14 protein-coding genes are annotated in these 17358 nt (G+C 43.8%); 6 read left to right on the top strand and 8 right to left on the bottom strand.

Annotation, left to right across the window (positions count from 1 at the left end; genetic code table 11):
• Window positions 1-449 precede the first annotated feature (449 nt).
• The 3 genes from ACM0OZ_RS02385 to ACM0OZ_RS02375 all read left to right on the top strand — a co-directional run bounded on the left by ACM0OZ_RS02385 (window position 450) and on the right by ACM0OZ_RS02375 (window position 2772).
• Window positions 450-689, top strand: coding sequence for a type II toxin-antitoxin system Phd/YefM family antitoxin (locus ACM0OZ_RS02385; protein WP_073630354.1), 240 nt, complete (start codon window positions 450-452; stop codon window positions 687-689).
• Window positions 686-1093: a type II toxin-antitoxin system VapC family toxin gene (locus ACM0OZ_RS02380; RefSeq protein ID WP_414581230.1), complete on the top strand. Its 408-nt coding sequence runs from the start codon at window positions 686-688 to the stop codon at window positions 1091-1093. Before ACM0OZ_RS02385 ends, ACM0OZ_RS02380 begins: the two co-directional genes overlap by 4 nt.
• Before the next feature lie 428 nt (window positions 1094-1521).
• Complete coding sequence (locus tag ACM0OZ_RS02375; RefSeq protein WP_414581229.1) at window positions 1522-2772, top strand: tetratricopeptide repeat protein; 1251 nt, start codon at window positions 1522-1524, stop codon at window positions 2770-2772.
• Between the two features lie 257 nt (window positions 2773-3029).
• Here the strand turns inward: ACM0OZ_RS02375 and ACM0OZ_RS02370 are convergent, their stop codons facing one another.
• From ACM0OZ_RS02370 to ACM0OZ_RS02350, 5 genes are all read right to left on the bottom strand, one after another.
• Entirely contained in the window at window positions 3030-3854 is an 825-nt protein-coding gene (locus ACM0OZ_RS02370) for a phosphate/phosphite/phosphonate ABC transporter substrate-binding protein (protein WP_414581228.1), read from the bottom strand.
• Window positions 3821-4105, bottom strand: coding sequence for a hypothetical protein (locus ACM0OZ_RS02365; protein WP_414581227.1), 285 nt, complete (start codon window positions 4103-4105; stop codon window positions 3821-3823). The genes ACM0OZ_RS02370 and ACM0OZ_RS02365 overlap by 34 nt, the downstream gene beginning before the upstream one ends.
• 274 nt (window positions 4106-4379) lie before the next feature.
• Window positions 4380-4871: a hypothetical protein gene (locus tag ACM0OZ_RS02360; protein WP_414581226.1), complete on the bottom strand. Its 492-nt coding sequence runs from the start codon at window positions 4869-4871 to the stop codon at window positions 4380-4382.
• A gap of 142 nt (window positions 4872-5013) precedes the next feature.
• Window positions 5014-7167, bottom strand: coding sequence for a pentapeptide repeat-containing protein (locus ACM0OZ_RS02355; protein WP_414581225.1), 2154 nt, complete (start codon window positions 7165-7167; stop codon window positions 5014-5016).
• Window positions 7168-7223: 56 nt separating this feature from the next.
• On the bottom strand, window positions 7224-7565 hold the full coding sequence (locus ACM0OZ_RS02350) for a hypothetical protein (RefSeq protein WP_414581224.1): 342 nt from the start codon (window positions 7563-7565) through the stop codon (window positions 7224-7226).
• A gap of 512 nt (window positions 7566-8077) precedes the next feature.
• Here ACM0OZ_RS02350 and ACM0OZ_RS02345 point away from each other — a divergent pair.
• On the top strand, window positions 8078-8521 hold the full coding sequence (locus ACM0OZ_RS02345) for a hypothetical protein (protein WP_414581223.1): 444 nt from the start codon (window positions 8078-8080) through the stop codon (window positions 8519-8521).
• Between the two features lie 115 nt (window positions 8522-8636).
• On the opposite strand, the gene ACM0OZ_RS02340 is transcribed toward ACM0OZ_RS02345, so the two are convergent.
• From ACM0OZ_RS02340 to ACM0OZ_RS02330, 3 genes are all read right to left on the bottom strand, one after another.
• Entirely contained in the window at window positions 8637-10910 is a 2274-nt protein-coding gene (locus ACM0OZ_RS02340) for a diguanylate cyclase domain-containing protein (protein WP_414581222.1), read from the bottom strand.
• 478 nt (window positions 10911-11388) lie between these two features.
• The gene (locus tag ACM0OZ_RS02335) at window positions 11389-13659 is read right to left on the bottom strand and encodes a TOMM precursor leader peptide-binding protein (RefSeq protein ID WP_414581221.1); all 2271 of its coding nucleotides are present in this window, start codon (window positions 13657-13659) and stop codon (window positions 11389-11391) included.
• Between the two features lie 589 nt (window positions 13660-14248).
• On the bottom strand, window positions 14249-14530 hold the full coding sequence (locus ACM0OZ_RS02330; RefSeq protein WP_414581220.1) for a Nif11-like leader peptide family natural product precursor: 282 nt from the start codon (window positions 14528-14530) through the stop codon (window positions 14249-14251).
• Window positions 14531-15151: 621 nt separating this feature from the next.
• Here ACM0OZ_RS02330 and ACM0OZ_RS02325 point away from each other — a divergent pair.
• Window positions 15152-15736 (top strand): IS607 family transposase, encoded by a 585-nt coding sequence (locus tag ACM0OZ_RS02325; RefSeq protein WP_414581219.1) that lies wholly within the window; start codon window positions 15152-15154, stop codon window positions 15734-15736.
• A gap of 77 nt (window positions 15737-15813) precedes the next feature.
• The gene (locus ACM0OZ_RS02320; RefSeq protein WP_414581218.1) at window positions 15814-17097 is read left to right on the top strand and encodes an RNA-guided endonuclease InsQ/TnpB family protein; all 1284 of its coding nucleotides are present in this window, start codon (window positions 15814-15816) and stop codon (window positions 17095-17097) included.
• Window positions 17098-17358 lie beyond the last annotated feature (261 nt).

Genomic DNA, 17358 nt, shown 5'->3' with positions numbered 1-17358 from the left:
TTGATGTACCATCTAGATTTTCGATCCCCCCTTAATCCCCCCTTAAAAAGGGGGGAAATAAAATCAAGCCTTAATCCCCCCTTAAAAAGGGGGGAAATAAAATCAAGCCTTAATCTCCCCTTAGAAAGGCGGGAAATAAAATCAAGCCTTAATCTCCCCTTAGAAAGGCGGGAAATAAAATCAAGCCTTAATCTCCCCTTAGAAAGGCGGGAAATAAAATCAAAGCCCCCTTTTTAAGGGGGTTGGGGGATCTAAAACGACGGTAAATTGAGTGTTTGAGCATGATTTTTGACACGCATGGGCAAAGAAGAGCGCCTACGGAGCTTATGAATTTTGCAAGTTATTTAATCCACATTCCTTAGTAAGCGGTTTCGGCGATCGCAGTTATGAAACTTGCGCATCTCACCAAGAAATATTTAGACTAGCGTTAGACTAGTCTAATAAGAATTATGGAATCAGTAGGCTCATACGAAGCAAAAACGCACCTTCCTGCGCTCCTTGAACGAGTTGCAAAGGGAGAAGAATTTGTGATTACAAAGCACGGAGTCCCCATTGCGCGACTTGTTCCCGTGGATCAAAACCAACAGCGTGACGTTCGCTCAGTGATTGAAGAGTTAAAGCAGTTCCGCAAAGGGCACACTTTGGGAGGACTCTCAGTACGAGAGATGATTAACGAGGGCAGACGATGAACTTTGTCCTTGACTGCTCAATAGCCATGGCATGGTGCTTTGAGGACGAAGCAACAGAATTTACCGACTCACTACTTGAGGGGCTTGCCCAAGGAAGTGCAAAAGTGCCATCCATCTGGTTTCTGGAGATTGCAAATGTCCTAGCGATAAGTGAACGAAGGGGACGAAGCAATCAGGCAAAGATAACTCAATTCCTCAGACTCTTGGGCTGTCTTCCCATTACCGTTGATGCAAAAACTGGGGAGAAGGCATTTACTGATGTGCTTACCCTTGCGCGAACCCATAAGCTTACCTCCTACGATGCAGCATATTTAGAGCTTGCGCTGCGTGAAGGATTCGCTCTTGCAACACTGGATGAAGAACTCAAACGAGTTGCCAACAACCTTGGTGTCACCATACTCTGATCAGAATTGGTGGTTGCTTGTCCTTGAAATAAATAAACCGCACTACGCTGAAGGCGCATACCCAAAGGGCTTTAGACGCAGAGAACCCAGAGGAAGAGAGAACAGAGGGTTTTTTGCGTAAGTCTTGCATTGTTCTTGCCATTTGAAGATTGGCTGTGACATACTCAAATAAAATACGGTTATTTGGTAGGATTAGTGTAATTAAACGTGAGTTCGATGACCTCTCCCACCCAACCTCCCTCTCCTTGTAGGAGAGGGAGGAGCTATATAAAAATGGGATTTTTAAGCCTCTCCCCTTGTAGGGGAGAGGTTTGGAGAGGGGTCAAATCAGGATACATCGAACTCACGTTAATTAAGAATCGACTCTAAAATTTCGTGCGTTAACGGGTGTTGAAAGAGAAAAGCCAATCTTGAACTAGGAATGAACAATGCTAAAAGACGCTCAAGGACTTGAAGTAACAACAGACTCAAAAGAGACGATCGCAGCCATTGACTGTTTCATCGAACAAGCCCTCAGCTATGGTAAGGATGCTGAAGCTTGTATCTTACGAGCAATTGCCGCAGATCCAAGCTGTGCATTGATTCATGCCTATGCAGCTGCTCATTACCTGTGTCAAGAAAACGCTACGGCTTGGAAGCAAGCCACACCCCATTTACAAACAGCTCAACAGCATTTAGCAAAAATAACAAAGCGAGAACGGTTATACATACAAGCGATCGCCGCTTGGGCTTCCGGAGCAATTGACTGGGCGATCGCCCTACACGAGACTCTTGCTCAAGACTTTCCCACTGACTTGATCTCAGTTCAACAGGGACAATATCACTACTTCTATTTGGGCGATAAAGAGAGATTGCTCAAAATTGCGGAAAAAGTTCTTGCTGCTAATCAGGAAAATCACTATCTGTACGGTATGCTGGCGTTTGGTTTGGAACAGTGTCATCGGCTGAGGGAAGCAGAAGCAATGGCTCGAATGGCAACGACTCTCAATCGTCATGATCCTTGGGCGCATCATGCTATTGCTCATGTGATGGAAACTCAAGGACGAGTGGATGAAGGCATTGCTTGGATGGAAACCCATGCTGACACTTGGCAAAACTGCAACTCTATGCTATATACGCACAATTGGTGGCACGTGGCGTTGTACTACTTAGAACGAGGCGACGAAGAAAAGGTTTTGACGCTGTACGATACTCACGTATGGGGACGCGCCGAGAAAGAATCTCCAAAAGACCAGGTGGGGGCGATCGCCCTACTGTTACGCTTGGAGTTGCGTGGTGCTGATGTCGGCGGACGTTGGCAACAGTTGAGTGGATATCTTTTTCCCCGCCTTCACGAACACGCATTGCCCTTTCAAGACTTGCATTATATCTATGCACTGGCAAGAGCAGGACGTAGCGAATGGTTGCTCGAAATGCAAATCAGTATGCACAAATACGCTACCACTGTCAATCCCTATTTACGTGGAAACTGGGCTGTTGTGACAATTCCGGCTGCTAGAGGTATGATTGCTCATGCAAAAGGTGACTGGTTAGAGGCGATCGCTCAACTAAAACCTGTCTTGCCTCTATTGCATAAGATTGGTGGTAGCCATGCTCAGCGAGCTTTGTTTGAACAAGTTTATTTAGATGCTTTGTTGCAAAGTGAAAAGCACAGTAGAGTTCATTGCACAATTGCTTGAGATTAAGAAAGTACCAAAAAATAAATTATCCATTATGTAGGGTGGGTTAGGCGCACGACACTTGAGGTTTTACATGCAGGACTTGCATTGCGCCGTAACCCACCAATATTCGGTGCATCACTACAAATTGGAGATTTTTTTTATTGGAAGTCCCTAATGTCGTTTGTCTCCAGAACAGCTGTAGAGACGTAGCATGCTACGTCTCTACATACGACGGGTGAGGGCAGTCATCGAGAATAGTGCAAGATATCCATAATTTACAATACCGATTCAGCCGACACCGCATTGTAAATTTGCGCAAGTACATTGTAATCTTCCAACTTCACTGCTGCAAAACGCTGAACTCCCACTTGTTCCATCGCGGCTTGTAGTTCTGCATCTGGCTGAAGTAGAGCAAACTGAAGCTGCTGAATGGCAGATGCACCGAGACGTTGGCTCACGACCAAAGGCGGCATAGGACAAGGTCCAAGCACTTCCACAACTTGCAGATGATGAGATATTTCCGGAAAGTCGCGCAGTTCCTGCTCTAAGACAACACTGTCAATTGCTGCACAATCTACCAACCCGTCTGCCACCCACCGAATTGAACGCTGGTGAGAACCTGATTGTATTGCCTTGCTAAAAAAGTTTTTGGGATGTCCGCCTTGAATTAACCGATAGCGCAGCAAATTGTAGCCGCTATTGGAACCTGGGTCATTGTAGCAGACTGTTTTAAGAGCCAAATCCTCAAAGTTTGCCAAGTTGCTGGTAGCATTCACAATCACATCTGAAAAGTAAATGGGACGGTTTTGATAGCGTGGTGCTTGCATCACTGGAGCAACCAACGGTTGCAACTGATGTGGAACAACTTGGCAATACCGAATCAAAGGTAATCCACAGATGAAGGCGAGATCCACTTGGTCTTTTAAGAGTACCGGGTCTTCTAATGGGTCGCATTCACCTGGATAAAGCTGTGTTTCAACTCCCAAAACGCTACCCAGATAAGCCAAAATGGTTTCGTAGAAATTGAACCAGTTGGGAGCTAGGTAAGACACAGCTCTGAGCTGAGTTAATCGAGTAACTTGCGGCTGGTGGGATGCCATTTGTGTCCTGCAACGCCTTGATGAATGGAAACTAACACTAGCTTGCGGCAAGCCCAATGAATACGCAAGAACACCAAACTTAGTAACGTCAGTAATCCGATCATCAAAACTGTTCCATAAGCCTTGCTGTACCACCAAAACCGCACAAGCAGTGCTGTACCCAGTTGTACAGGCTCCCATAAGCGGGAAGTTACACTTTTTGAATCGTCGATGCTGACAACCAAGGATGTTGCTCTATTCGCCATTGCCATTTTCATTACTGCTCCTTTAACACCCTACCTAAGCTACTCAATTTTGCAGTTTAAACTACGGTAATTAGATAGATATAGTGGTATTTGTAAGCAATATCTCATAGCTTGCTGAAAAAAGCAAGATCTCAGGCTAATGGCTACTGAAAAATGTATGTATTTTGAAAACTTTAAAGACTTATAGCTAAAGTGAGAACCCCTCAACCTCTGTTGCGGAGTTCACCTAAGACGACTTTTGTCCTACTTTTGTCCTCTACATCCTGAATATGTTGATGAATTAGAATCTTAAACCAACCCCACCTTGCAAGGAGAAAGCGGTACCGCCGTCACGGACAGCGTCAAAGGCAATGATAGCGTTCCCAAAAATCACCGTATTGCTATTTGGAACAACGTAATCAACTCCTGGTTGCAGGGCAAAACCAATTTTATTGCCAACTGGGGAAGGTGTATCACCGCCAGCTAAAACAACCCCAGCTCCTATGTAGGCATCAGTTTGCCAGTTGATGGGGTAGTCGTAGGAAACTGTTGGCACAAGGGCGACATTTGAACCAATGAAAGCCTGAGCGCGGAAAGAAACGGGAACTTCAAGAAGCTTATAGCGGGCAGCAATTACTCCTCCGACTCGCGCACCATCTGCAAAACCAACTGCCGGACCAACACCAACATAGCTGCCATATGCGACTTGAGCTTGTGCTGGCTGGGTAGATTGAGCAAAACTTAAAAGTAAACTAGCCAAAACAAGTGATACTAAGTACTGAAGACGCTTCATTTGCCCGCTCCTCACACAATTGCTGAGTTAATTGTAGATTTTATACCTTCTGTTAGTCAGAAGTCACCCCCGAGGTCAGATCCCCGACAACTTTTACGAAGTCGGGGATCTTGTAACCCATTAGAATTAATGAAACAAATCACTAGGGGCAACGAGGATGAATACCTCCTTGAGTACAAATGTAAGCTATTTGCCTGGGATCTAAATTTTTGACTTGAGTGAAATCCACTCCATCGACAACAGCAGATTTTGCCCCTATAGCTGGGATTTGGACAAATTGCTCTGCTTGGTCTTGTTTGCTAGGGGAAAGAATTGCTCCCTGAAAATCGGCTCCTGTGAGATTCGCGCCCCTTAAATCTGCAAGGCTCAAGTCGGCGTTTCGCAAGTTAGCATTTTCCATGTTCGCAGAGCGTAAAATAGCATTAGCAAGGCGAGTGGCGTTGAGGTTGGCATTGCTGAGATTGGCATGATCTAAATAAGCTCCTGTCAGGTCTGCTCCTTGCCAATCGGTTTTGGTTAAGTTGGCGAATGACAATTGCGTTCCTATTGCAATCACGCGACCCAGACGAGCAGCATACAAATCCGCGTCTTTCAACTGTGCATTGCTCAAGTTGGCTCCTGTCAGGCTGGTATTTTCCAGCACAGCACCTTCCAAATCGGCTCCCTCTAGCTGAGCGCTGCTGAGGTTAGCACCAGTTAAGCGTGCGTTGGATAAGTTAGCTTTATTGAGAATGGCGCGGCTTAAATCAGTACGAATCATCAAAACACGGCTGAGGTTAGCTTCAGTAAGATTAGCTTGCCTCATCCGTGCTTGGGTTAAATCAGCAATCCAATCGTCGTAGGTATCCCAGCGACCATCCTCGCCTCCTCCCCGGAAGCGACTCCCTTTGAAACTGCCAAAAGATAGGTTCGCGGATTTGAACCTAATTCCCCATAAATCAGTTTTATCTAGTACCAAGTTGAAGGAGCTTTGCTCAGAGCCGTTTTGACCTAAGTTGATATTGCTTAGATCTGAGCCATTGGCTTGACCGTTGTAGACAGCCAAAATCTTATTCATGACACGCTGGTTTGCTTGCAACTGCTTTTGTAGCACTTCTCGTGGTAAAGCTTTGCTACCTCTTGCTGGGTCTAACTCGCCACTCAGGTACTGATTCATGTGTTTTAAATCGGGGATGGCATTCGGTCCGATGCTGACCAAAGCTTGCTGAATCGTTTCAACTAAGATAGGGTTGGTTTCCTTAGACAGCAAGTTGACAAGGTATTGGGTTGCCTGAGGGTCCTTGAGAGTACCCATAGCCAAAATTGCTTTCTGGCGTTCGTCGTTTGTCGCTGTCGAGTTGGGAGTTAACTGTTTGATCAGTGCAAGAAACTGCTGGCTGTTGCGCTGCTCGACAGCACGTTGAGTTTGCGCTTGCTGAATGTATATTTGAGTACCTACTAAAAGTGCTAAAACTGCACTCATGCTCAGGAGTGCAACTGCGGTCAGCGTTTGGTTTGGATTTTGTTGCGTCCACTGCCATACTTTGGAATACTCTCGGCTTGGCTCTTCTGGAGTGATCACAATTGATGCGATCGCCGCTTCTTCATGTGGTTCGGTCAACGGAGATTGGCTCTGCTTGGTATCTTTATATGGAGATGTGAATGGTTCGGTGGCATCTATCGTGTAAGTCCTTGCCAGCCTGTCGTGCAGTGCGCGGCGGTTTTGCTGCCAGGGGAAGCCAGTCGCTTCTAACACAAGCATGATTGTCGCCAAGCTGGTAAAAGCACCGAAACTGGGAAACAAGAAGCTGTTGCGCCACAGAAAATAAGCGATCGCCGTCGGTAAACCCCAACGACCGAGTCCTTCTCGCACGAAAACGGCTTTGAAACCTGGCGGTTTACCAAGATCGTTGACAACTTTAATCCCAAACTGACGTTTCCCCAGTGTGCTTCCAGTTTTCGCTAGTAAATATAATTGCCAGCCCGAAACTGTCAGGGGTGCGAGCAAGGCGATTGTCCATAAAAAATTCGTGATTGATGCTACATTCCGGGTACCGTAGCTGATAGGCAAAGCAAGTGGGCGGGCGATCGCTCGTTCCGTTTGTACTAACAAAGGGTTGAGTGGCGATCGATCCAAATCGCTTCTAGAATTGGCATAAGCACCCATACCAAAGGGCACTAATCCACTGGCAACCACCAGTGTGATTTCTACTGCCCAAGCGGCAATGCGCCTAGTTGCTAAAGGCAATGAGTTAGATTTTCCCGGTTCTTTAGCTTGACTAGATTGATTCGTTCTCCTCACACCTGGGGTCGCCATTGGATAATTCCCTTTAACTTTATTTCTACGCCACTCTCTGCACGTTTAAAAATAAACTACTGCTTTTTTTGAGAGTTATTAGATACTAAAAATTTGTATCCAAGGTACACTAATATTGCCAATAGTGCCAAACTGATCGCAGCAGCGACGAGTTTCAGGACTGCTTGCAGTATGGCAAACCCCAACAACAAAGCAGCACCAGAAACTATAACCTTTTTCACGACTGACAGATTGTTGAACCAAGTCACAAATCGCACCAAGTGAGACTCCAAGCTTGCAAAACCAAACTCAGAGGACTTCACTCTTTTTTGTGACGGTGTGATCACATACGAGGTATTAATCTCAGCCTCTAGCTTTTCGAGGCGACGCTTTAAGTCTTCTTCTGGTTGAGGATTCATTTGTTTCTACCTTAGCTTAAACACTCTTATGAACAACGAACCAACAAAATCCCTTTGTTGATAGTTTTTAGCGTGATTTTAGCGAATACCTTTGTTTGAAAGACCCCTGTTGGTAGTTAGACAAGCTTTTTGTGTTACCTTTGCCTAAAAAATTTATAAAGAAGAACTCAGAACTCAGCTTTAGTTCTGTGTAAGTGGGTGATAAGACTCCCCTTAAGAACTGGCTGCTTCTAGGCGAAACCAATACTAAAATTTTCTTTCTTGTTGAAACTCCATCCCTTTATGGGTGGAGTCCCAATTGAGTTTCTAGCTGACATTCTGACCAATGTTTATTTTTTTAATATTTAACCATATAGGAATTCATCTGCCCAAGAAAAATTTAGAATGTTTAGTTTGGAACAAAGACAGTTTGTTATCGTCTTTTCACTTTAAGATATATGTATCAATAATTGCTATAAAAAACTCCGAAGCATAACAAGAAAACAAAAAAATAAAACAATAATATGAAGAATATGAAGATGCGTACGCGATTTCAAGTTGTTCCCGCATCATTAGCGATCAGTTTGGTTCTGACCAATGCTCATTTGGTAGAGGCACAAGTTGTGCGAATTAATTCTAATTTGCAGACAGATCCGCTAATTGTAAATGGTACATCTGGGGGAACACTCCAAAGCAACTGTGGCAACATTGCCCCTAAACCCAATCAAGTTATCCAGGTGACAGAATCACTGCCTTACCTACGATTAACAGTTGAAAGTGGTGGACAGCCTACTTTATTAATTGATGGTCCAGGTGGACGCTTCTGTGTTTTACCAGATAGCTACTCTGGAGGCAAGCCAGAAATTTCTGGTTATTGGCAGGCAGGAAACTACTCTTTATATGTAGGAGACTTATCCAAAGGACAGCATAACTATAGTTTATCAATTTCGCAACAAAAGACACCTAAAAATAAATAAACACTTATCAACCGGGCTTGATCGGCTAAAATACATTCAAATAGCACCCGTGGCTCGTCCTCCGGCTAACGGTTAAGTGTCAACAGTTAGGGGAGTGTCAAAAGTTTTTTGTTAGTCAAAGTGTTTTGATGCAGTATCGATCGCGCCCCTGCTGCTTTGCTTGGTAAAGTGAGCGATCCGTTGCTGCAATTAAGGCTTGGGGCGAACTGTTGTCACTGGGAACACTAGTGACAATGCCCATACTCACGGTGACATAATCTGCTACATCAGAACCAATGTGCTTTAACTGAAGCTGGCGCACTTGGTTTTGAATAGTTATTGCCACATGAACCGCGCCTTTGTGATCAGTGTTAGGCAAAATTACGGCAAATTCTTCACCACCGTAACGCGTTACCAAATCTGCTGGGCGTTTAACGGAATGGTTGATTGCCTCAGCAATTTGCACTAAACATGCATCTCCAGCTGGATGACCGTAAGTATCGTTATAGCGTTTGAAAAAATCAATATCGCACAAAATTAACGATAGGGGTTTTTGCTCGCGTGCTAATTGATTCCACTGTTGCTGTATGTACTCATCAAAGCGGCGACGGTTAGCAACTTGAGTGAGCGCATCAATTGTGACAAGAGACTCTAAGTGTTCGTTTGCTTGTTGTAGTTTTTGGTAAAGTTCTGACTGCTGAATGGCGATCGCCAAATGATTGGAAATTTGGCGCAGTAAGTCAACTTCTTCGCTTTGCCATTGACGGTAGTCATCACAAGCGTGAACAATGAGCAAACCCCATAATTTTCTTGCTGGAGATTTGAGGCTTGTTGTGGCAGTTCCTTGGTGTTGAATAATCGGGATAACAACCTTGGATTTAACGCCTAATTTCTGCATCAATTCCCTTAAACAGTTGCTCCACTCATCTTCACTTATATCAGGAATCACCCGCGACTGCCCATGCCAGTAAAACTCATAACAATCGGATGGAAAACATTTGTCGTAGAAGGTAAGCCCTAGTGTTGGCGGGACAGAATCTACTGATTCTTGAATAACAGTTCCCGAACCATCTGGATTGATCTGAAAAATTAACACTCGATCAACCTGAAGCATTTGACGCGCTTTAGTCACTACTGTGGTGAGAATTTCATGCAAATCAAAAGAATTGTGAATTTGCTGGGCAACCTCACTCAGTAACCGTTCGCGCTGCATTTGCCTTTGCAAAGCTTGCTCAGTTCGTTTGCGTTCGCGAAGCGCGGCTTGCCGTTCGCTGATATCTACAATCAAGCCATCACAAATAATGTCTCCATTTGCCTGTTGGGAGGAGCGGTTGATCATTTGAATCCATTTGATTTGTCCTGAAGGAACAAGAATCCGTCCCTCCCATATGTAAGGTTCCACCGTTTGCATCATCGCCTCAAAGGCTCTGTGCAAAGAACTCGCATCATCAGGGTGGATACTAGCCAGAATCGAATCTCTTCCCTGCCGGAAGGACTCTAGCTCCATTTCAAACAGCGTTTGGAAGCAGGGACTCAGGTAGAGGCATTCAACTGAGCCATCCAGCCGATGCACCACCCTATAAATCACGCCGGGTAGGTTTGTAGCCAGCCTCTGAAATCTGGCTTCGCTCTCCTGTAGCGCTGCTTGTATCCGCTGACGTTCGGTGATGTCCCGAAAAACGATCACCCCACCTTGTACCTGACCAAAAGTGTCGCGAATTGGGGTCGCCACATCATCAATTAAGCGTTCTTTGCCCTGTTTTGTTCGCAACTGACATTGCTTGGGCAACTCAAAAGGGATACCCTCTTGCATGGCTAACAACACTGGATTTTCAATTGCTTGCCCCGTCTGTGGATTATATAGTTCAAGCACCTGATTGACTGGCTTGCCCATCGCTTCTGTTAAGAGCCAGCCTGTGAGAGCTTCCGCGACAGGGTTCATAAAAGTGATGCGACCTTCTTGATCAGTGGTGATTGTGCCATCGCCGATGCTGTTTAAGGTCGATGTTAGCCATTGCTGTGTTGCTTGTAATTGTTTTTCTAATTGAAAACGATGCAAAGCTGTGGTTATTGTAGTGTGAAGCTCGGCGCGTTTGAAGGGTTTGGTTAGATAGCCGTAGGGGTCAGTGGCGATCGCCCGCTCTATGATTTGATCATCGGTGTAAGCAGTCAGATAAACAACCGGGATTCTAAACTGATTGCGTATTCTGGCGGCTGCTTCAATACCATCAATTTCACCAGGCAGCCGTATATCCATAAGTACCAAATCTGGTTTGAGTGTTCCGGCAAGACCAACTGCCTTATCACCAGAACTAATATTTGCTACCACCGTATACCCAAACTTCTCTAAAGCCGATTGAATATTCCAGGCAGCCACCCTCTCATCTTCAACTATCAAAATGCCTGCCATATATGGCTATTGTTACAGTTGCAACCTGCGACTTTACATTTTATCTTATTTCTTGATCATAGAATTTTATATATGTTTACAATTTATAATTCTTATCTGAAACCGAAGTTCCCCTACAAGGCAGGGGCTAATACCGTTTCACTTTAAGGTTAGAACATGGTGGGCAGCACCCGAGCAGGGGGAAAGAATTAGAGACCAATCATTTGTATCAGGCATTTCGTGAAATGGTATAAGAGCATTGGTGTTAACAATCACGTTCAAACCTTTATTCCACGTTGATTTGACCCCACCCCTTAATCCCCTCCCCGCAAGCGGAGAGGGGACGTGATAGCGTTTGCGCAGCGTCCCTCTTAGGGACTAGCGTGGCGTTAGCCATAGCGCAGCTTTACCGGGGTGGGGTTCTTAGGGTAATAATAAGTATTTTATCGGGCTTGATATCACACCACTTTACAACAGCGGCGGAGATGGGGAGAAGTGATTAACAAAACATGGGTATCGGGTTTAACTCTTCTTCTTTAAGTGGTGCAGGTAACCAACCCAGTTTCACAGGAACGTCATAGAGTCTTCCTGGAGCAAATCTCGGCCAAAAGTGGCGCATTCCGGGGACAATCACCTTAACCACGTTCAACCCAATATCAGGGCGGGTTTGCTCAAGGATAAGGGTTTCCATACCGTGTTTGGCAACAATCTCCACACAGGTGAGAACGTCTTGCCGTAAATCATCACTCCACAAGTACGGATAATCTGCGTATACTTTCGGTGCGGCGTTCTGATCAGGAGCAAGATAAGGCTGGTTTTCTACGGTGACATTTTTCATCCAGTATTCCATGTCTGGGTCGTCAAACGGGACATCATTTGGTTGATTGAGAACGACCACATACATTTGGTTCAATTCAGTAACTGCCCGGAGGATGGCAATTTTGGGGTCAAAATGGGTACCAAAACCCATCAGAATTTCTTCTGATATTTTATTTGATGTTTGATCTAATGTTTTATCAGTGCGTCGGGCGAGAGCAGCAAATGAGGGAATTCCTAGGTCGTTAGTAATATCTATTACCCAAAGGTGATAATTTTGTGTGTGGTAATAGTTCTGCAAAGCTTGGAAATACGGCTCGTCAAAACTGTCTAAATCGACACCAGGTCTTTGCACCCGGTTGTACCACCACACCGCCACGCTGTCCCGTTCAACCAATTCCATAAACCCTTGCAAAATCGCCTCTTCCAATGTATTGCCGGCAGCATTTCCGTTAGAATCTCCTTTGCAGAAGCAATGGTCATCTGGAAGAGGATAATCGTAATAACAGTAAGCCGTCGGCACATATTTAAACGTTTGTTTGGTGAGTGACCAAACGGGCGTCCACTCAATTTCTCGCTCTTGATCAAAGGGTTGAGGTATCCAAGCAAAATTAGTATGTTGTTGAGAGTTCAAGGTTTCCCGGTTTTGATACTGGGTAGCACTGTACTGCATACAGTCATTCGGGTGAATTGCTACGGAACCCAGTTGGGTATAAATCGCTTGAATGCGGATTTCATCCCCGGTAAAGATACCGGAATACCGCTCAATCGCTTCGCAAAAACCACTAGCTTTTGATTGTTGGTCAGTTTTCCCTTTACCAGCACTCTTGTGCCTTAAATTCAGGCGCAGATCAGTTAAATTATCTAGTTTTCCTTCACCATTCTTATGAATCGCAGTGTAAACTTGAATCAAGTCCTTGTTACCAATCTCAACTTTAGGTAAAGCGCTAACGACTCCGGTAATGGGGCTGATGTGATACTCGTATTTTTTCAAAGTCTGCTCTGGGGACAAACTGCGATGTCCGCCATCAGCAGTGAATTGCTTCTTATGGCTGTTGAGTACAACAGGCTTTGGTTTTTGAGAGTCCAAATCCACAGAAACACCACAGGCTGGACATTGAGGACGCTTCACCAAAGTATGCTCTTGCAGTGATAATTTTGCTAAATCAAAGGTGAGAATCTTACCTTCTAATTGTGGATGCGTCTCCCGTGCGATCGCTTTTGCAACTTCCATCGCCGCCCAATTGACCCCAATTGCCAAACTACTGGGGAGAATTGCACGAGAGATAGGAAAGGGTGTGGTCATTTTCTGTTGATACTGTACCGCCGTTTCCACTTCCCGATTTCCCCGCAAGCGATGAGCAAGACATTCCCAACATCCAGTTTGGTTGGGAATAAACAACGGTCCCAGCCAAATCACACTACCAACAGGTTTCACTAACAGCCAAGGTTTTTGATTCTCCAAAGCTTTTTTGTTAAATTCATCCAGATTCACTTGCAGGTAATCATCGGTTAGCACAACTGTAAAATCGCCCGCTTGATCAACCTGGAGGTTTAGTGCTTCCAAAGCAGAAACAAAGGAGTCACTCTCGACTGCACCGCAGGTAATAACAGAAACTTTAGTATTTTGTAGTTTGTTAACAGCGACTTTAGGGTGTATATCCAGCCCACTCCAAAATGCTGCTTCTGAATGGCTCAGGGTATAATCTGCTTCAGTTAAGTAGCCTTTGCTTTCTAAGTGAACTAATGCATGATAGATTGCAAGAATAGATACTTCTGCTTTTAGCTGTTGCACTATTTCATCAACTGTATGGCGACCATTTAGTAACGGCGCTAGTTGCACGTAAAGGCGACCACGCAGAGCAAAATGTCCTTGCTCACTAAGTAGATAAACTGTTTCTGGTTCTACGACTTCGACGTGGAAATGGGGTTTAAACTGGGGTTTGTTATACATGATGATTGCCTGAAGCTAATTTGTAGCGCTGTTTGAAGCCTCTAATGTGTAGAGCTGACTTTTCACGTCATGTGGAAAAGTCCACAAAAAATCTAACTTTCTTTCCCCAAAATTCTTGCGTCTCTCTCCTTATAGGAGAGAGAAATAGAAGCGAGGTTTTCCAGATACCGTGAAAAGTAAGATCTGTAGAGACGCACAATGGCGCGCCTCCACATTGTGTTCCTGATAAGGGTTTTGGTCTGATCAGCAATCGTATTGGGGTATTACGGCGGATTAGTTAATTGGGTAGACAGGGCAGAGTGCTGTAGGGGCACAGCAATGCTGTGCCCCTACGATGTGGTTTGTAGTTTATGCAATTGAGAAGCCCTGTAAGTACAAACCCACAGCAAAACCAGCCAGTTTGTCTAACTGGGAAAGTTAACTAAGTCACTGGCTGAAATTAAACATTTTATGCAATCTTTGTTCGTAGTAAGCGCTTTAGCGCTCTACACAAGCGGCTCAAGCGCTTACTACAAACTTGCGTTTCAAGTGTCAGTATCAAAGACTGAAAATGTGATACATTGCTGGTAGCACACGCTATTATAAGCAATCACTTCCAGCAAAGGCGAATACAGAATGAAGATCCTATAGCAGTGGGCATCACAGTATTGAGATTGACTTCTTCATAGGTGTTGTTTCCATTCACAGCATCAAGCACTTCCTCGATAGCGAAATGATAGCCGCGCTCGCCAGCCAGCTTGACAGATAGCTTTATCAAGCTTTCTGGACTAGTTGCGGCTTTGAGTTGCTCTTGCAGTGAATAGTCCCGCAATACTTCTTTGTAGAACAGTTCAAGGTCAGAATTTGTCTTGGTTAATGTTGCAGTCGTCAAATTTTTATCCTAATAAAGAAAAATCGGTGTTAAAAATGTAGGACTAACGCCAAAAATTTTCTAAGATGTGGTTAAGTCTCTACTGATGCTTATTCGCAAAGTTAAGCTTGCAAGCTAAGGTTGTTGTATTCTATCAGCAATTTAATTACCAAAAGAAACGATAGAACCCACATTCCTTTTGTGCGATCGCTATCTCTGTAATGTGTCAGTACTGAACCCAAAATTCCCAATTTTTTAGCCCTAGCAAGGAATTCACGGAATTTATAGCGGTTTTCAATTGGGTGTAATACAGATTATTTATAGGGGTAAAGGCTAGCCTCATTAGTGTCAACTTAACGTTTAAACCTTTATTCCACGTTGATTTACCCCACCCCCAGCCCCTCCCCTTGGTAAGGGGAGGGGAGGTTTTGGCACGAGACAAAACCGGGGTGGGGTGAAGCGAGAATTGTGGGTAAGATCAGAGCATGATAAGAGCGTATTTAGAAGGGTTTTGGGTTAAGTTGACACGTATGGGCATTTCTTAGTCCCTACCCCATGGTTGGCGTTGCTGAATTTAGGTATAATAAAACTTTAAACAAAACATAGTCTAACATAGTCAGATGTAGTCTAAGTTTCAAGCTGATGAAATTGTCTGATTATGCTAAAACTTTGGGGATTTCCTATCTTACAGCTTGGCGACATTACAAAGCAGGTAAAATACCATACCCAACAGAACAACTCCCTACAGGCACGGTAATTGTTGATTACGATCCAAAAAAGATGTCAGGGGGTGTTGTTAAAGTTGCGATTTATGCCAGAGTTTCAAGTGCTGAGAATAAAGATAACTTAGATAGACAAGCAGAAAGGTTGTCTCAATACGCTATGGCTAAAGGATATCAGATTGCCTATGTCATAAAGGAGGTAGGGAGCGGATTAAACGACAATCGCAAAAAGCTAGAAAAGCTTTTTCTCAAAGATGATTATGATATTTTACTAGTCGAACATAAAGACAGACTAGGACGTTTTGGTACACATTACATAGACATTCTGCTTAAAAGATTAGGAGTAAATCTAGAGGTTGTTAATCTAGCTGATAATGGTCGGGACGAATTAATGCAAGACTTGGTGGCGATAATTACCAGCTTTGCTGCGCGATTATATGGCCAGCGCAGGGCAAAGCGCAAAACAGAAAAAATTGTGGAAGCTTTAAATTCTCCCACAGATTGAAATAAAATTTATAGTCAAGTATATCTAATTATATCTTTTGTTTGATATACTAATTTCATTGCCAAAATTTGATAAATATGCGTCAGGTTGAAAAGCACATAATAAAAGAGGCACATAAATGGTTTGGTTATTGCGCTCTTATTACCACAGTTTCTCGCAAGCTTTATAACACGGCTCAATTTAGCCAACGCCAGGGATTTTTCTATGGTTGGAGTACACTTTCTTCAGCTTCTTTAGACTCATTATTTAAACAAAACGAGAACTATAAATCAATGCCTGCGAAGGTAGCGCAACTTGTTTTAAAGCAAAATGCAGACGCTTGGGTTGCTTACTACAAAGCATTGTCAGCCTACAAAATCGATTCAAGTAAGTTTACAGGTAGACCCAAACCACCTAACTACGTTGACGATAAAAACCTAGTTAAATTTAATCATCAGGCAATTGGAAAGAGGGAGTTCAAGAAAGGTTGGATAATCCCGTCTATGTCACCAATCAGGATTCCGGTAAAGTCTGGACTAAAATTTGAAGATTTGTGCGAACTACGAATTATCCCAAAAACCGGATGTTTTGTTATCGAAGTAGTTTATGAAATTCCAGACCACTCACAATTATGCAGCAGCTTGAACAAGAGTCTAAATGCGGCGATAGATATTGGCTTAGATAATCTAGCGACGATTGTTTTTAACGACTTAACGATACAGCCAATTATTCTAAACGGAAAACCACTAAAATCAGCAAACCAGTTTTACAATAAGCAGGTTGCGAAGTTCAGAGGTTTCCTCACCTTGGGCATTGGTAAGTCGCGGCGAATTGCAAACATCATTCGCAATCGTAATCAATTTGTAGATTCATATCTACATCAATCCACAAAAATGATTGTGGATGAATTTCTGCGCCTGGGTGTCACTCACGTATCAATAGGAAAAAACGGGCAATGGAAAACACATCTTAATTTAGGAAAGCGCACAAACCAAAACTTTACTCAAATACCACACGCTAAATTTATCGAGATGCTGACCCTGAAATTAGAACGAGTCGGCATCACCGTCAACGTTGCAGAAGAAAGCTATACCAGCAAGGCATCTTTTATTGATTGGGACATTATCCCAACTTATCAACCTAACAACAAGATAAGACACGCATTCTCCGGTAAGCGTGTGCAACGCGCATGGTATTTGAGTAAAAATGGTTTTAAAATTCACGCCGACGTAAATGCGGCATTTAACATCGGCAGAAAAAGTAATCCTGAAGGTTTCGACACTCTCAAGTCTATTCTAAGGGATAGGGGATGTCTGGTAGTACATCCAAGGCGGATAACTCCACTATTTAGGCGTGTCCATGCTGAAAGTAGGGTTGCTTAAACCTAAATTGCAGATGTCTGACTATATTTGACTATGTGATTTGGAACTATGAAACAAAATATTGCAAAAATCAAAAAAATACAATCTTTGCGCCTTTGCGCCTTTGCGCGAAACAAAATTCATACTCTTAATCAGCAACGCCCTATGGTTTATTTACTTAAAAAGCGCTGTAATCTCAAAAACATTGACTGCCAAGAGTTCTATTCTATGCAGGTGAAAATCACTATCTTATGCTGCTCAAGGGATTGATGCGTTATGGCT

It is taken from the genome of Scytonema sp. PCC 10023 (assembly GCF_963920835.1).
Lineage (GTDB): Bacteria > Cyanobacteriota > Cyanobacteriia > Cyanobacteriales > Nostocaceae > Kalymmatonema.
The sequence above is the reverse complement of the archived record's forward strand: the minus strand, read 5'-3'. Positions and strand labels throughout refer to the sequence as shown.

Bases quoted from the DNA above. Each gene is read 5' to 3' on its own strand.
- ACM0OZ_RS02385 (WP_073630354.1), top strand. From the start codon at position 450: ATGGAATCAGTAGGCTCATACGAAGCAAAAACGCACCTTCCTGCGCTC.
- ACM0OZ_RS02320 (WP_414581218.1), top strand. From the start codon at position 15,814: ATGCGTCAGGTTGAAAAGCACATAATAAAAGAGGCACATAAATGGTTT.
- ACM0OZ_RS02345 (WP_414581223.1), top strand. From the start codon at position 8,078: ATGAAGATGCGTACGCGATTTCAAGTTGTTCCCGCATCATTAGCGATC.
- ACM0OZ_RS02355 (WP_414581225.1), bottom strand. From the start codon at position 7,167: ATGGCGACCCCAGGTGTGAGGAGAACGAATCAATCTAGTCAAGCTAAA.
- ACM0OZ_RS02380 (WP_414581230.1), top strand. From the start codon at position 686: ATGAACTTTGTCCTTGACTGCTCAATAGCCATGGCATGGTGCTTTGAG.
- ACM0OZ_RS02335 (WP_414581221.1), bottom strand. From the start codon at position 13,659: ATGTATAACAAACCCCAGTTTAAACCCCATTTCCACGTCGAAGTCGTA.
- ACM0OZ_RS02340 (WP_414581222.1), bottom strand. From the start codon at position 10,910: ATGGCAGGCATTTTGATAGTTGAAGATGAGAGGGTGGCTGCCTGGAAT.
- ACM0OZ_RS02370 (WP_414581228.1), bottom strand. From the start codon at position 3,854: ATGGCATCCCACCAGCCGCAAGTTACTCGATTAACTCAGCTCAGAGCT.
- ACM0OZ_RS02375 (WP_414581229.1), top strand. From the start codon at position 1,522: ATGCTAAAAGACGCTCAAGGACTTGAAGTAACAACAGACTCAAAAGAG.
- ACM0OZ_RS02350 (WP_414581224.1), bottom strand. From the start codon at position 7,565: ATGAATCCTCAACCAGAAGAAGACTTAAAGCGTCGCCTCGAAAAGCTA.
- ACM0OZ_RS02325 (WP_414581219.1), top strand. From the start codon at position 15,152: ATGAAATTGTCTGATTATGCTAAAACTTTGGGGATTTCCTATCTTACA.
- ACM0OZ_RS02365 (WP_414581227.1), bottom strand. From the start codon at position 4,105: ATGGCAATGGCGAATAGAGCAACATCCTTGGTTGTCAGCATCGACGAT.
- ACM0OZ_RS02360 (WP_414581226.1), bottom strand. From the start codon at position 4,871: ATGAAGCGTCTTCAGTACTTAGTATCACTTGTTTTGGCTAGTTTACTT.